This is a genomic window from Flavobacterium algoris, from assembly GCF_048158525.1.
In the GTDB taxonomy this organism is placed as follows: Bacteria; Bacteroidota; Bacteroidia; order Flavobacteriales; family Flavobacteriaceae; genus Flavobacterium; species Flavobacterium algoris.
In genome coordinates this window covers 62,962-78,875 of record NZ_JBLNKT010000011.1, presented here as the reverse complement: position 1 = coordinate 78,875, position 15,914 = coordinate 62,962, and the positions used below count along the sequence as shown (strand labels likewise).

At 32.1% G+C, this 15,914-nt stretch carries 16 protein-coding genes; 6 read left to right on the top strand and 10 right to left on the bottom strand.

All coding sequences use genetic code 11. The annotated features are described in order from the left end of the window. Window positions 1–60 precede the first annotated feature (60 nt). The 5 genes from mgtA to ACM55I_RS08135 all read right to left on the bottom strand — a co-directional run bounded on the left by mgtA (window position 61) and on the right by ACM55I_RS08135 (window position 6,662). The gene (gene mgtA / locus ACM55I_RS08155; RefSeq protein ID WP_416846273.1) at window positions 61–2,580 is read right to left on the bottom strand and encodes a magnesium-translocating P-type ATPase; all 2,520 of its coding nucleotides are present in this window, start codon (window positions 2,578–2,580) and stop codon (window positions 61–63) included. Between the two features lie 359 nt (window positions 2,581–2,939). Further along, entirely contained in the window at window positions 2,940–3,773 is an 834-nt protein-coding gene (locus ACM55I_RS08150) for an alpha/beta hydrolase (protein ID WP_416846272.1), read from the bottom strand. A 24-nt stretch (window positions 3,774–3,797) separates the two neighbouring features. Next, entirely contained in the window at window positions 3,798–4,301 is a 504-nt protein-coding gene (locus tag ACM55I_RS08145; protein ID WP_416846271.1) for a hypothetical protein, read from the bottom strand. A gap of 147 nt (window positions 4,302–4,448) precedes the next feature. After that, the gene (locus ACM55I_RS08140) at window positions 4,449–4,832 is read right to left on the bottom strand and encodes a PUR family DNA/RNA-binding protein (RefSeq protein WP_039110963.1); all 384 of its coding nucleotides are present in this window, start codon (window positions 4,830–4,832) and stop codon (window positions 4,449–4,451) included. Window positions 4,833–4,901: 69 nt separating this feature from the next. Then, window positions 4,902–6,662, bottom strand: coding sequence for an ABC transporter ATP-binding protein (locus ACM55I_RS08135; RefSeq protein WP_416846270.1), 1,761 nt, complete (start codon window positions 6,660–6,662; stop codon window positions 4,902–4,904). Window positions 6,663–6,865: 203 nt separating this feature from the next. On the opposite strand from ACM55I_RS08135, the gene ACM55I_RS08130 reads away from it, so the two are divergent. The 3 genes from ACM55I_RS08130 (at window position 6,866) to yajC (ending at window position 9,418) form a co-directional block, all read left to right on the top strand. Next, window positions 6,866–7,972, top strand: coding sequence for a Glu/Leu/Phe/Val family dehydrogenase (locus ACM55I_RS08130; protein ID WP_416846269.1), 1,107 nt, complete (start codon window positions 6,866–6,868; stop codon window positions 7,970–7,972). Window positions 7,973–8,202: 230 nt separating this feature from the next. Continuing rightward, on the top strand, window positions 8,203–9,114 hold the full coding sequence (nusB, locus tag ACM55I_RS08125) for a transcription antitermination factor NusB (protein ID WP_416846285.1): 912 nt from the start codon (window positions 8,203–8,205) through the stop codon (window positions 9,112–9,114). Window positions 9,115–9,145: 31 nt separating this feature from the next. Continuing rightward, complete coding sequence (gene yajC / locus ACM55I_RS08120; RefSeq protein WP_416846268.1) at window positions 9,146–9,418, top strand: preprotein translocase subunit YajC; 273 nt, start codon at window positions 9,146–9,148, stop codon at window positions 9,416–9,418. A gap of 76 nt (window positions 9,419–9,494) precedes the next feature. Here the strand turns inward: yajC and ACM55I_RS08115 are convergent, their stop codons facing one another. The 5 genes from ACM55I_RS08115 to ACM55I_RS08095 form a co-directional block, all read right to left on the bottom strand. Then, entirely contained in the window at window positions 9,495–9,938 is a 444-nt protein-coding gene (locus ACM55I_RS08115) for a hypothetical protein (RefSeq protein WP_416846267.1), read from the bottom strand. Between the two features lie 317 nt (window positions 9,939–10,255). Further along, complete coding sequence (locus tag ACM55I_RS08110) at window positions 10,256–10,612, bottom strand: YdeI/OmpD-associated family protein (protein WP_416846266.1); 357 nt, start codon at window positions 10,610–10,612, stop codon at window positions 10,256–10,258. 39 nt (window positions 10,613–10,651) lie between these two features. Then, a complete protein-coding gene (locus ACM55I_RS08105) occupies window positions 10,652–10,843 on the bottom strand; it encodes a DUF1801 domain-containing protein (RefSeq protein ID WP_416846265.1) in 192 nt (63 codons plus the stop codon). Continuing rightward, window positions 10,844–12,121, bottom strand: coding sequence for a peptidase T (pepT, locus tag ACM55I_RS08100; protein ID WP_416846264.1), 1,278 nt, complete (start codon window positions 12,119–12,121; stop codon window positions 10,844–10,846). Between the two features lie 222 nt (window positions 12,122–12,343). Beyond that, window positions 12,344–12,766, bottom strand: coding sequence for a DUF1003 domain-containing protein (locus ACM55I_RS08095; protein WP_416846263.1), 423 nt, complete (start codon window positions 12,764–12,766; stop codon window positions 12,344–12,346). 340 nt (window positions 12,767–13,106) lie between these two features. Here ACM55I_RS08095 and ACM55I_RS08090 point away from each other — a divergent pair, with 340 nt between their 5' ends. From ACM55I_RS08090 to ACM55I_RS08080, 3 genes are all read left to right on the top strand, one after another. Then, complete coding sequence (locus tag ACM55I_RS08090) at window positions 13,107–13,499, top strand: DUF6799 domain-containing protein (protein WP_416846262.1); 393 nt, start codon at window positions 13,107–13,109, stop codon at window positions 13,497–13,499. A gap of 333 nt (window positions 13,500–13,832) precedes the next feature. Then, window positions 13,833–14,852 (top strand): quinone-dependent dihydroorotate dehydrogenase, encoded by a 1,020-nt coding sequence (locus ACM55I_RS08085; protein ID WP_416846261.1) that lies wholly within the window; start codon window positions 13,833–13,835, stop codon window positions 14,850–14,852. Window positions 14,853–14,982: 130 nt separating this feature from the next. After that, a complete protein-coding gene (locus ACM55I_RS08080; RefSeq protein WP_416846260.1) occupies window positions 14,983–15,846 on the top strand; it encodes a hydroxymethylglutaryl-CoA lyase in 864 nt (287 codons plus the stop codon). Window positions 15,847–15,914: the final 68 nt, after the last annotated feature.

The window sequence follows — 15,914 nt, the reverse complement described above, 5'->3', positions numbered from 1 at the left end:
AATCGATATAAAAATCCTTTTCAGAAATAAAAAAAGACTACTATTAGAGTATGTTATTTATTAAGTTCGTACGTACTTTTTGAAAAACCAAACTTTTAAAAGGTCAGCTGTAATGATATAGATTAAAACTATTAGTAACATGATCCCCATATTGAGAAAAGGAATTGGCGATAATCCTATTGTAGTTGCGATAGGAAGGTAAGGAAGTATGATTGTAATTAGTAGTCCCAATATGCTCAAAATAAAAAGATATTTTCCCGGTTTGCTTTTAAAGAAGTTTTTATGTGTTCGTATTATAAACAGGATGAATAATTCAGTAAGTATGGATTCTACAAACCAAGCTGTTTGAAAGGCAGATTCTTTCACTTTTAGTATATGATAAAGTATAAGGAAGGTTATCACGTCAAATAGTGAACTGTGAATCCCAAAAATAATCATGTAATTTCTAATGAATTTTAAATTCCATTTTCCGGGTTTGTTCAATTGTTCTTGATCAACATTATCAGACGCAATGGTGAGGTAAGGAAAATCAGTTATGAAATTAGTCAGTAAAATTTGTTTGGGCAACATAGGCAGAAATGGTAATAAAAGGGAGGCAATCGCAACGCTGAACATATTTCCAAAAGTAGATCCTGTGTTTATAAAAATGTACTTTAAAGTATTTGCAAAAGTTTTCCGTCCTTCTTTAATACCATCTATAATAACGGCTAAATCTTTTTCCATTAATACAAAATCGGCAGCTTCTCGGGCGACATCAACAGCATTTTCTACAGATATTCCAATATCGGCAGCTGTTAAAGCAGATACATCATTAATACCGTCACCCACATAGGCAACTGTATATGTTTTTCTCAAAGCCTGAATAATATGTTCTTTTTGTTGTGGTTCTACTTCGGCAAAAATGTGTGTTTTTCCTACCAGATGTTTTAATGCTTCCGGACTTGTACTGAAAAGTTCTTGTCCTGTCATCACAATAGGGTTAATGATTCCAATTTTTAAAGCAATGGATTGGGCTACATTTTTATTATCTCCAGATATTATTTTCAGGTGTACTTGTAGTTTTTTTAATTCCTCAATTGTTTCTATAATACCCATTTTAACGGGGTCTTCAAGTAAAATAAAACCTGCAAAAATCATGGCGGTTTCATCTTCTTTTACAATAGCATTGGAATTGATATTTTTGTAACAGATGCCGATGCTTCGCAATCCTTTGATTCCAAATTCTTCATATTTGTTTTCAATTTCGGCTTTATGTTGTTCTATGTCTTCAACAGTTCCATTACTCAATCTCACCGTAGTACAAATACTCATGATATTGTTAAACGCTCCTTTACTAATCAATAGTTTATTTGTGTCGGTAATAATAGCGATGCTTAATCTTTTACGTATAAAATCATAAGGAATCTCGCCTAATTTAGTTGGATTAGCCTTTGTTTCTATTTGCAACTTTTTTATGGCTTCATCGATTGGGTTAGCATAACCTGTTTCAAAATAAGCATTCCAATAGGCTAATTCTTTTACAAATTCATTTTCGGTACCCAAACCATCAACGGTTCCTGCTACTATAATTGCACCTTCTGTAATGGTACCTGTTTTATCAGTACACAATAAATTGACTTCTCCTAAGTTTTGGATAGAAGCCAGTTTTTTTACGATTACTTTCTTATCTAACATTCTTTTGGCACCTGCACTCATTGCAATTGTGGTAATAGCAGGAAGTAATTCAGGCGCCATTCCTACGGCTAAAGCCAAAGCAAATAAAGCAGATTCAATAGCGCTTTTGTGATTTAATAAATTGACAATCAGTATGAATATTGATAACACTAATGTTATTTTCATTAAGAAATAACCAAAGTCTTTGATGCCTTTTTCAAATTTAGTTTCTACTGTAGCAGAAGCACTTTTTGCTATGGCACCAAAAATGGTTTTGCTTCCGGTATTGATTACTACTGCTTTGGCTGTACCACTGACTATATTTGTTCCTTCCCAGAGGCAGTTTGTTCTTTTGGTTAGTTCCGTTTTTGCATCCACTATTCCTGCTATTTTTGCTGTTGGATAGGATTCTCCGGTTAAGCTGGCTTCATTGGCATGTAATTCATTGGCTTCAATAATTAGGCAATCAGCGGGTAACATATCCCCGGCTTTCAAGAAAATAATATCGCCGGGAACAATAGTAGAAGAAAGGATTTCTTGTTGTTTTCCATCTCTCAAAATACTGCTTTTTAATGCAATCATAGATTGTAAAGCAGCTACAAAACGACCTGCATTTCTTTCTTGGAAAAAACTAAGAAAACCGGTAGACAAAACGATAAAGAGTATAATAAAGACATCGGAGGTGTCACCAAGAAAGGCTGATAGTATTACAGCTCCAATAAGCAGTAACATCAAAGGGCTTTTAAATTGTCCTATGAAAAGGAAAAAATCCTTTTTTAAAATAGATTTATTTATTTTGTGTTCTCCGGATTCTAACAGGATTTTTTCAGCAACCGTTTTAGATAAACCTTTGTCGCTAGTATTTAGTTTTTGAAACCAATAGTTCGGGTCAAATTGCCAAAAATTATCTGTTGGAGAAGTTTGCATAAAGACTAATCTTTTAAGTTATTAAACTGTAAATTAGAAAAGCAATTGGATTATTTTTTGCTAAATGTAATAGCGGATAATTGAGATAAACTTGGACGAGAATAATTAAGTTAAAAAAATAATCAATTGAAAGTTTTGATTTTGAATTGATTCTCAAAGTTAATGATTTTATGGATATAATTTTCGATATTGAAAGTAAGGAATTGAAAATAGAATGATAGTTTAAAGAAATTAGTTTGGACTGAATTCTGAAGCTCAATGACATACCCTTGTTGAGATTTGGTAGAATTTCTGCTTTTAAAAGATAAAAAAGCAAAGAACCGTTAGGTTTTTAAACTTTGCTCTTAGTTGTTTCAAAATTATTTTTTTATATTTTTTTTCTCATTGACAATTCTTTGCACTTCTTTTATAACTAAAGGAAAAGCAGGTTCTGTCATGTTGTGGCCAAAACCATCTAACTCGTAGAGCTTTGTTTCCTTATGGCCAGCAATTTTCATCATTCGCATTAAATAGGCGTTTTCTTCATAACGGCCTAACATTTCTAATTCACGGTCACCAGTTATTAATAATAGAGGTGGAGCATCGGCACGAACATGAAATAGTGGTGCAAGTTCGTCTATTACAGGTTGTGTTTCAGGGATACCTCTTTCTTTTCTTATTTCAAAATGGGTAATGGCCTGGCCGCTTAATGGAATGATTCCTGCAATTTTGTTGGCGTCTATTCCATCAGCTAGTAACCATTTTTTGTCTAAACTAATCATACTTGCAAGGTATCCACCAGCAGAATGTCCGGAAATAAAAATCAAAGAATTATCACCGCCAAACGTATTTATATTTTTAAAAACCCATGCTACTGCAGCTGCAGCATCTTCAATATATTTTGGAGAACTTACTTTTGGGGACAAACGATAATTTACGGAAACTACACAAATACCTTTGTCTTTAAGTCCTTCAGGAAGTTCTTTGCTACCCGAAGTTAATCCGCCTCCATGAAACCAAATTACAGTTGCGAAACCGCTGCTGTTTTTTGGGTAATAAATATCGAGAAGACATCGTTCATTGATGTAAGCATCTGTTTTGTTTATCGCATCGCTATAGTATGGAATGTTTGATTTTGTAGTGTATTCTAATTTTTGGGCAGAAACTGTAATACCAAATAGGAATATAAAAATGGAAAGGAAAATTTTCTTCATTTTGATTTTTTTTTGAATCTTATTCTAGTCTTTTAAACTGTATACTGTTTTTTGAAAGTCTGCTTTGAATTTATCTTTGTTTTCAGCTGCTGACCAAGACAATACTTTGTAATAAGCAGATTTTGTTTCGACTATTCCCACTAAATAATAAATATTAATTTTTGCCTCTTTATCGTAGTAAGTCACGTCAGATTCAACAAAATTAATTTCCCCGTTTTTTTTATATAATGGTTGTGAAATAATTCTGTCGTCTTTATCTGTTAGAAAGTCCTTTATAAAACCTTCATAAAATTCGTTGATAGAGGAGTAGTTTAATTCGGCTAATTTTAGTTCTTCTTTATTATCTTCTATTACGAAACCATATACATCTTTGACTTCACTTTTGTACTGGATAGTTGCGGAGTTATTCAATCCTATCGTTTTTCCCATATATTCTGGTAGGCCAATATGAAAAACGTGTCCGGCTTCGTACTCTTTTAAAGGTGTTTGTGCATATACAGTGCTTGATATTACAATTAAAGTAGTCATAAAAAGTATGAATTTTTCTTCATTTTTTGTTGATGTGTTATTTGTTTCAATAATTTTAAGGGGTAGTTTATTTTTTAAATGTACAAAAAAAGTCCAAAAATCATAAGATTTTTGGACTTTTTAGTTTTGTAAATTGGTAACTAAGAATTAAATATCATCAAATTCTATATCAGTAAAAGTTGATGTTTGTGGTAGAATTTCGTCATCATCTGTTTTGTCCGATGCGTATTCTTTTTTGAAATCTTTTTGGTGTCTTTCAGAAATTACTTCTTCGCCTTTGTGGTTCAAAACGTAAGAAGTCATTTCGCCAAGAATTTCTGCAAAAGCAGCAAAGTCTTCTTTGTATAAATAGATCTTGTGTTTCTTAAAATGAAACGATCCGTCTTCTTCGGTGAATTTTTTACTTTCGGTAATCGTTATGTAATAATCATCAGCTTTTGTAGCTCTCACATCAAAGAAATAGGTTCTTCTTCCAGCACGTAAAACTTTAGAAAATATCTCTTCTTTTTCTAACATGTCATTTTCTCTCATAATCCTTTCTGTCAATTTTTTTATTTAATAGCAATCAAAAATCATAAAAATTTATTTATTATACAACAATTATAGTAATTCTTTTTCTGAAAGTTGTTTCAAATAAAGTGATGCATAATACCCTTCTTGATTTATCAATTGATTATGAGATCCTTGTTGAATAATTTTTCCGTTTTCAAGAATGATAATATTATCTGCATTTTTAGCCGATGAGACCCTATGGCTAACAATAATAGTGGTTTTGTCTTTGCAAATTTCATACAAGTTGTTCAAAATAGCTTCTTCAGTTTCCGTATCAACTGCCGATAAACAATCATCAAAAAGTAAAATTTCCGGGTTTTTAATAATGGCTCGCGCTATAGAAACGCGTTGTTTTTGTCCACCTGAAAGAGTGATTCCGCGTTCGCCAAGAATAGTGTCATACTGTTTGTTAAAGCCAATGATATTATCATGTACGACCGCATTTTTTGTTGCATTTTCCACTTCCTCATCAGTTGCATTTTCTTTCCCAAATTTGATGTTGTTCTTAATACTATCCGAAAACAAGAAGGCATCTTGCGGAACAATTCCAATGCTGTTTCTTAAATCATATAGGTTCAAAGTACTTATTTCATTTCCATCAACTGATATTCGTCCGTCTGTGACTTCATACAAGCGAGAGATTAAAGAAGAAATAGTTGATTTCCCAGATCCTGTTTTACCAAGAATTGCTAGTGTTTCTCCTTTTTTTACTTTAAAAGAAACATTTTTTAAAGCTTCTATATTCGTGTCTTCATAGGTATAGCTTACATTTTCGAATGAAATAGTACCTTCAATAATAGATTTATTTGGATTTTTGTTTTTTATTTCCGGTTCGATTTTCAGGAACTCATTAAGACGCTTTTGGGAAGCTTCGGCCTCTTGAACCATTGACGAAACCCATCCTAATGAAGCAACCGGCCACGTTAGCATATTTACGTACAAAATGAATTCTGCTATAGTTCCAATGCTTTTTATAGTCCCATTTATATACATTAGACCACCAAAATAGATTACAACTAAGTTGCTAATTCCTATCAGAGCCAACATTAAAGGACCGAATAAGGATTGTACTTTTGCTAAATCCAAACTCTTGCTTTTGCTTTCATTTGCCAAATCGACCATATTGTTTTGATGTTGGTCTTCTAATGAATACGCTTTAATCACTCGGATTCCAGAAAATATTTCTTGAGAAAAACTGGATACTTTAGACAGATATTGCTGGAAAATAGTACTTCTTTTATTGATTTCAGAACTTAATTTGAAGATGCAATATGATAAAACCGGTAAAGGAAGAATGGTATACAATGTCAATCGTGGTGATACATTGTACATATAACCAATTACAATTGCAAAACGGATAACCGTGTTAATAGTATACATTACGGCGGGTCCCACATACATTCTTACTTTGGAAACATCCTCACTGATACGGTTCATCAAATCACCGGTTCGGTTTTGTTTGTAGAAATTTTGAGACAAGTTTTCATATTGTCTGAAAACTTCATTTTTTAAGTCAAACTCAATATGTCTTGACATCACAATAAGGGTTTGTCTCATCAAAAAAGTTAGGAAACCAGCGATAATGGTAGTGGCAATAATCAGTAAAATGTTTGAAACTAGTTCCTGCTGAATGACATCCGCAGTAACGGATTTGTCCTTTGAGAATGCTTCAATTGCTTTAAATGATTTACTAATCAATTTTGGTGTAAACAAAGAAAATATTTGTGCAATAATTGTAAATAAAATACCAAGGGAAAAGCTGTATTTATATTTGATAAAATATTTGTTTAAATAACGTAATTCTTTCATTTTTTTAAGATATTCTGTGTTGAAAAAGTTTTATTTTTTGATTAATAATCAATTTTTGATTTTGCTGAAAATCAATTATTTAGTTCTTGTAATTATGAAATTGATAATTTAACGAATGAATATTAGGATATATTTATTTTTTATGTAAATTTGATTTGTCTTTTTGACGAATTCGTAATTTATCACTATAAAAATCAATACTTATGAATGCAGCTTTCACAACTGGAAAGGAACTTCAAAAAATGGATCCCGTTTTTGGTCAATTATCATTTGATGATCACGAGCAAATTGTATTTTGCAACGACAAAGATACAGGTTTAAAAGCAATTATTGGTATTCATAATTCGGTTATGGGACCTGCTTTAGGTGGTACACGAATGTATAATTATGCGAATGAATGGGAAGCGCTAAACGATGTATTGCGACTTTCTCGTGGCATGACGTACAAAGCGGCTATCACGGGATTGAATATTGGTGGAGGTAAAGCGGTTATTATTGGCGATGCCAAAACCCAAAAAACACCTGAATTGATGCGTAAGTTTGGAGAATTTGTTCATTCGCTAAGCGGAAGATATATTACTGCCGAAGATGTAGGAATGGAAACCAGGGATATGGATATTGTAAGAGATGTTACGCCTTATGTTACTGGAATTTCTGAAGAAAGAGGCGGATCTGGAAATCCATCTCCTGTTACGGCATACGGCGTATATTTGGGAATGAAAGCAGCCGCGAAACATCAATTTGGTTCGGATATTTTGGATGGTAAAAAAGTATTGGTGCAAGGAATTGGTCATGTTGGGGAAACTTTGGTGGATTATTTGACCAAAGAAGGAGCGCTAGTGACAATAACTGATATTAATGAAGAAACATTGTATGAAGTAGGAGCAAAGTACAATGCAAAAATATTCACAGGCGATGATTTATACAGCGCCGATGTTGATATTTACGCGCCTTGCGCCATGGGAGCAACTATAAATGATGCAACGGTACATAAAATTAAAGCAAAAGTAATTGCGGGTGCGGCTAACAACCAATTAGCAAATGAGAACATCCACGGAGCAATTTTGCAGGAACGCGGAATTCTTTATGCACCGGATTTCTTGATTAATGCCGGTGGAATTATCAATGTATATGCGGAATTAGCCCATTATGACAAAGCTGAAATTATGCGTAAAACAGAGAATATTTACAATACTACATTGGAAATTATTGATTTTGCAATTGCAAACAATATCACGACACATCATGCCGCTTTGACAATTGCCCAGAATAGAATTGATCAAAGAAAGATAGAAAACAGTAAGAAGTAGTTGTACTTTTTTTCACCATTTAGTCGCAGATTCAGTCACAGTCTTCAGGTTTAGCCAGAAAACTGTGACTGAATTCTGCGACTGTTTTCTTATAGGACAATCTAAATTAGAACCAAAAGCTTTTTTTGCTGTTTTAATTTTATTTTAAAAAATGAAATTCTTATTTTTGCAGACTAATTAATAAAAGTTCTTACAAGGTGGTAAATAGAAGACACATACGCGTTAAAGTAATGCAATCCATTTATGCGATGCATCAAAGCGGTTCAGATAATCTAGAGAAAGAAGAAAAATTCCTTTTTTACAGTATCGACAATATTCAAGATTTATACCTTATAATGCTTTCTTCGCTGATTGAAATTTGTAAAACGGAAACGGTCTTTTTACATAAATCAAGTCTGAAACATCTTGCCACTCCCGAGGAGCGTAAACCCAACGAAAAATTCATCAAAAATAAAATTTTTCAAATCCTTTCCGAAAATAATTCACTAAGTATTGCACTGGAAACCCGTAAAATCAATAATTGGACTTTAAACGACGATTATATTTTATTGCTTCTTAACGATATAAAAGCCAGTAAATTGTATGAGAATTACATGAGTAATTCTATCAATACATTTGAAGAAGACAGGCAATTTATCGTTGATTTGTTCATGGAAGTGATTGTTCCTAATGAAAAATTGTACGAATATTTAGAGGACGATAAGTTGACTTGGGTGGATGATATTCCGTTAGTGAATACGCATATTATCAAGCAATTGAAAGTTATCAAATCTGGTGAGGATGATAATTTCAGAGTTCCAAAATTGTACAAAGACAATGAGGATAAAGACTTTGTTAAGGATTTGTTTCGAAAAACAGTCTTAAACGAAAAGGAATTAGCCAAGGAATATGTTGATAAAACCCCTAACTGGGACAGCGATAGAATTGCTGAAATTGACACCATTATTCTTAAAATGGCAATCTGTGAATTTTTGAAATTTCCTTCTATTCCTGTGAAAGTTACCTTAAATGAATATTTAGAAGTTGCCAAAGAATATTCTACACCGAAAAGTAGTATTTTTATCAACGGAATTTTAGATAATTTAGTAAAAGAACTGGAGGCCAGTAAAAAAATTATTAAAGCCGGTCGTGGTTTAATGTAATATTTATAAATAAAAAAAGAGAATTAAAATTATGGGACAATTAACTCAATTTGCGCCGTTTCTATTAATGTTTGTGGTAATCTATTTCTTTATGATCAGACCACAACAAAAAAAGGCTAAAAACGAAAAAGAATTTGAAAGCACTTTGAAAGTAGGAGACAAAATCATTACTAAAAGTGGTCTTCATGGAAAAGTTTCTGAGCTAGCTGATACAACTGTTGTTGTTGAAACGATGTCTGGAAAACTTAAAATGGAGCGTTCCGCTATTTCTATGGAGATGAGCGCAGCATTGAACAAAAAATAGTTCACGCGGTAATAAATTAAAAAAGTCCCAACCGATTAATCGTATTGGGGCTTTTTTTTGATAAAAAATAATAGGCTTATTTTTTATTCTTTTTATTCTTCTTTGCTTTTTTAGATTTTGCCTTGGCCTTTTTAGCTTTTATTTTTGCTTTGACTTTCGCTTTTTTAGCTTTATCTTTTTTGGCTTTTTTGGCCTTTTTGGCTTTTGCTTTCGCTTTTTGTTTTGCTTTTTCTTTAGCGTCAGCTTTTTTGGCCTTTTTCTTGTCTTTGTCTTTCATTTTTACTTTCTTTTTAGTTTCGTTTTTACTTTTTTTCTTATTTGAAACGTCATTGTCATCCTCTGGATTAATGGTGTGAATTTCTATAGTTTCCGTTGTGATTTCTTCAATTACCGGCTCAATTACTTCAACTGGTTCTTCGGAAGGTTTGGTTACTTTAGTTTTCTTGGCACTAACGGGCTTTTCAATTTCAGGTTTTTCGGGAGATACTGACGCATTTTCCTCTTCTTTCTTTTGTATCATAATTTTAAAGTATTAGGATTATTTTATACAATTAAACCAAATAGTTGATCTGGTGTTACTAAATCATTAAGGTATTGTAAGTAAATATAGTGATTTAATACACTGGGCAATGTTAAGTTTTTCAGTATAATTTACATAAAACAGTCTAATTTAGAACAAATAGAATTCAAGAACGGAAGTTTAAATTGGATGGTTTCTTTTTCAAAAGATTTAAGGAGTTGTTTTGAAAATGAATCGTAGATCCAGCTATTACGATGTGATTGTGATGAGGTTTAATAAAAAATCCCATTCTGATACTTTAGAAATGGGATTTGATATTATCGGTATTTGTCATTTAAACCAATGTTATCTACTATCATTGGTTTTATTTTTTCGATTCGAGAACGTTTGGTTTCCTCTCGTTTTGCGGTTTCAATGTATTCCAAAAAATCTTTTTGTTTGTAAGGGGAGAATTTTAGAAACGCTTCCGCTAAATTGATATCGGCGTCTAATTCCTTTTGAAAAAGTTCAGAAACTATACTTTTTCCTTTTTCAGGTTTAAAATTTTTTCGTTGCTTTTTATTTTCTATAGCTTCATGGATATAATTTAAAACTGCTGCCTGATCGACTTGATCTTTGGATGAAAAACGCCATTGTCGCAACGATTTGGTAACACCTTCTTGTGCATTAACCAAAACTTGTTCTTCATCTTTCAGGAAAACACCATTAAAAAATCAAATCGCAAAATAGTTTTTGAATCCTCCAATTCCAAGTACATTCTTACCATTTAGGACATAAACACAACCGCCCCATTTCGTGGTTTCAATGAGTTCCGTTTGAGCAATAATTGATTTTAGTAATTCTAATTCTTCGGACCAATTATTGACTTTATCCCAAATGTGTGTATTGGTTTTTAGAGGTTCCAATTATTTTTTGTTTTTAGCTATTTCTTCCGTTTTAGTGAAATCACCTGCGGCAGTTAGTTCAGCAATTTTTACAATTACATTAACTGCTTTTTGCATGCTTTCTACAGGAACATATTCGTATTTTCCGTGGAAATTATGTCCACCGGCAAAAATATTTGGGCAAGGCAATCCTTTATAGGATAATTGGGAACCATCTGTTCCGCCACGTATCGCTTTGATAAGGGGTTTTATATCCAATTCTCTCATCGCTTTTTCCGCAATATCCACAATATGTTTTACCGGTAAAACCTTTTCTTTCATATTGTAATATTGGTCTTTTATCTCAGCAATAACGATATCTTCACCAAATTGTTTCGCAAATTTCTTGTTGATTTTTCGAGTGATTTTCGCAATTAATTCTTTGCGTTTCTCAAACTTTTTCTTGTTATGATCCCGAATGATAAGTTCCAAAACCGTTTCTTCGATACTTCCCGTTAAATGATGAACATGGAAAAAACCTTCGTAACCTCTTGTTTCTTGGGGTGTTTCCTCTTTTGGTAATTCATTTATAAAGTCATTGGCGATCAACATGGAGTTAATCATTTTGCCTTTGGCGTACCCTGGATGAACGCTTTTTCCTTTGAAAATAATTTTGGCACCAGCCGCATTAAAATTTTCGTATTCCAGTTCGCCTACTTGGCTGCCATCCATAGTGTATGCCCAATCTGCGCCAAATTTCTCCACATCAAAGTGGTGCGCACCGCGACCAATTTCTTCATCAGGGGTAAAACTAACTCTGATTTTTCCGTGTGGGATAGCTGGATTTTTGATAAGAAATTCCATTGCGGTTACGATTTCAGTAATTCCGGCTTTATCATCGGCTCCTAATAGGGTTGTTCCGTCAGTAGTAATCAAAGTTTGTCCTTTATAAAGTAACAAGTCTTTAAAATAGCTAGGTGATAATACAATGTTTTTATCGGCATTTAAGATAATGTCTTTGCCATCATAATTAGGGACAATTTGGGGTTTCACGTTTGCACCGCTAAAATCAGGAGAAGTGTCAAAGTGAGAAATAAACCCAATGGTAGGGACTTCATGATCTACATTACTTGGCAAAGTAGCCATGATATAGGCTTTGTCATCAATTGTCACGTCTTGCATTCCAATAGCTTTCAATTCCTTCACCAGTTTATTGGCTAAATTCCATTGTTTTTCAGTGCTTGGTGTAGTTTCTGAGTTGGGGTCAGATTCGGTATCTATAGTTACATAACCAATGAAACGGTCAATAATATGTTGCATAAAGTGTTTTTTAATGAGATACAAATATACTGCTTATTTAGAGAATCATTTTATTGAGAAGAGTTTGTCTTTTCTTTATTTCTATTAAAAAAAATGAAATGAATACGCTAAAAAGAGAATGTTTGATTGAATACTTAACATAATGAATAAAGAAATCACATGCTTTTTTAATGATTATAAAATCTATAATTTTGCTTAAATCACTTTATTATATTTTAGATTTTATTTTACAGAATTTTTCTTCATTTCTTCCAACATTGCAATGATTACATCTAATTTTTCTACTTCTAATTTATTCAATTGTATTGTTAAAGCCTCTATTTCCAGTTTCGCATCTATATTCGTTTGGTAATCCGCTTGTGCTTGAACTCTGTCTCTATCATTTTGCCTGTTTTGGGACATCATAATAATAGGAGCTGCATAGGCCGCTTGTGTAGAAAAAAGAAGGTTTAGTAAAATAAATGGATATACATCCCAGTGGTACATGAATCCAATTAGATTTAATGCCATCCAAAGAACAACTAAAATGGTTTGAATAATAATGAATTTCCAGGACCCCATTCCTTTTGCAACTGAATCTGCTAAACGGCTTCCAAAGCCTAATGTTCCAATGTGTTTTTCGTGCCAGTTTTTATGATTAAGCATACTCATGAATTTAGTTTAGTATATATTTTGCTATTATATAGATTAATTTGCGAATTACTTATCGTTATAAGATATTAGATCAAAATTAATTTTGAGTAAATATATATGATTTAATAGACTTTAATATTTTTATAATTACAACTTATCTTTTATTTATGAATTTTAAGGAAGATTAATTGTAGTTCTAATTTTTGTAAGCATATTTTTCCAATCATCATCAGATGTTTTAAAATCATGCTATTTAATAGATTTTTTTTAAAAATAAATTATGATATTGTTTATTTAAATAAATAATTTTTTTGTAATTTTATCGTTATAAACATTTAAAAATCAAATAATTATGAAAAATTCATTCGTTTTGTTAGTAGTCCTTATATTCTCTTTAGGGAGTATGGCTAAGAATTCAAAAATGCATAATTTAAAGATGCATGATCTGAAAATGGTACAAGAAAAAGACTATTTAATGATGAAAGATGGTAAGATGATGGTAATGAAAAATGATAAAAAAATGCTTTTGTCTAAAGAAATGACTTTGTCTGATGGCTCTATTGTTTATCCTAATGGTAAAGTTAAAATGAAAAATGGTAAAAAGATGATGCTGAAAAATGGAGACATGATGGATATGAATGGAATGATGATGAAGGATAAAATGAAAATAGAAAAAGAGAAAATGGAAAAAGAAAAAATGAAGATGAAAATGGAAAAGGAAAAAATGAAAATGGAAAAAAAATAAATGTTGTTCTAAGTATTTAAAAAAGCATTTATTTTTTTGAGTTTAGAAACCGAAAATATATTTTAATAATTTCGGTTTCTTTTTTTTTGTTTAAATTTTATCGTTAGTAATATTTTAATGTGAAATTAACATGCTATAAAATTTGGTGATTATTGTTATTTTATTGAATTGAAATCAACAAAAATATAAATTACCTTGTATTTGTAAAAGTTGAAAACATATCAGCTAAATAAATCCTTGTTTCAAGTTAATTGAAATGATTTGTAAAATTATTTTACAAATATTTAATTATCGAATAGATAGTTCTATTTTTGCATCACCAACACAATAACCATGTATAAATTACTTATTCGCCAGATACTTTTTTGTTTTGATCCTGAAAAGGTTCATTACTTTACTTTTTCATTGATTCGTTTCTTGTCTAAAATCCCAGGATTTTCATTTATTTTTAAATCGCTTTACGAAGTAAATGACCCCAGATTAGAAACGGAAGTTTTTGGATTAAAATTTAAAAATCCGGTTGGCTTAGCTGCTGGTTTTGATAAAGATGCCAAGTTGTATAAAGAATTATCTAACTTTGGTTTTGGTTTTATCGAAATAGGGACTCTTACTCCAAAAGGACAAGAGGGGAACCCTAAAAAGCGTTTGTTTCGTCTAAAAGAAGATAGCGCGATTATCAACAGAATGGGATTTAATAATGGCGGTGTTCAGGAAGCTGTAGAACAATTAAAAAGCAATCAAGATGTTTTAATAGGTGGAAATATTGGGAAAAACAAGCTAACTCCAAACGAAGAAGCAACTTCAGATTACGAAATTTGTTTTGATGCGTTGTATGATTATGTAGATTATTTTGTGGTAAACGTGAGTTCGCCAAATACGCCAAATCTTCGCGCTCTGCAAGACAAGGAGCCATTGACACAATTATTACAAACTTTGCAAAATAAGAATTTGGCTAAGCCAAAGCAAAAGCCAATTCTCCTAAAAATTGCTCCTGATTTAACCGATGAGCAATTACTGGACATTATAGATATTATCAAAGAAACCAAAATAGCTGGAGTTATTGCAACTAATACCACAATTTCAAGAGAAGGATTACAATCTGAAAATAAAAATGAAATGGGTGGATTATCAGGAAAGCCATTGACAAAACGTTCCACTGAAGTAATCCGATTTTTATCTGAAAAAAGTAACAAAGCCTTTCCTATTATTGGAGTTGGAGGAATCCATTCTGCTGACGATGCTATAGAAAAATTGGAAGCAGGAGCTTGTTTAGTACAATTATACACTGGTTTTATTTATGAAGGGCCAGCTTTGGTAAAAGCAATCAACAAAAAGATTTTAGAGCGATTGTAGGTTTGGTTTTTAATAGTACCAAATTATGTACTATTTTTATTTATTCCCAAAATACATAATACTATCAATTTAGTGAAATTTAAAATTCATAATTTAAAATTCATAATTGTTTTTCTATCTTTGGATTTCTATGGAGCCAATAAAAATTATAGAATGTCCACGCGATGCCATGCAAGGCATTAAGCAATTTATTCCTACTGAGCGAAAAGTATCTTATATACAATCGTTATTGCGTGTAGGATTTGATTCCATAGATTTTGGGAGTTTTGTTTCGCCAAAAGCGATTCCGCAAATGCAGGATACCGCAGCAGTTTTGGCACAACTTGATTTGTCTCAAACCAGAAGCAAACTTCTTGCGATTATTGCTAATACACAAGGTGCAGCTCTAGCTTCTGTTCATCCAGAAATCCACTATTTAGGTTTTCCTTTTTCGATTTCAGAGAATTTCCAAATGCGAAATACACACAAAACAATAGCCGAATCTTTAATCACGTTACAAGAAATTCTTGAAATTGCTGACAAAAGCAATAAAGAAGTGGTGGCTTATCTTTCTATGGGTTTTGGAAATCCGTATGGAGATCCTTGGAACACTGAAATAGTAGGCGAGTGGACCCAAAAATTATCTGATATGGGAGTTAGAATACTTTCTCTATCTGATACGGTGGGAAGTTCGACACCAGATGTAATCTCCTATTTATTTTCGAATTTAATTCCAAAATATCCTAAAATAGAGTTTGGTGCCCATCTTCATACCACGCCTGATAAATGGTTTGAAAAAATTGATGCCGCCTACAAAGCAGGTTGCCGACGTTTTGATGGAGCAGTACAAGGTTTTGGTGGATGTCCTATGGCAACGGATGACTTAACAGGAAATATGCCCACGGAAAAATTATTGTCTTATTTTACTTCACAAAAAGAAAACACCAATACAAGCCCTATGAGTTTTGAAAGCGCTTATAATGAGGCTTCTAAGTTGTTTGTGGAATTTCATTAGAAAAAAATAACTTTTAGAATAGGAATAAAAATAATAATAAGTAGCACTTTGGTACGTTGATAGTTTAG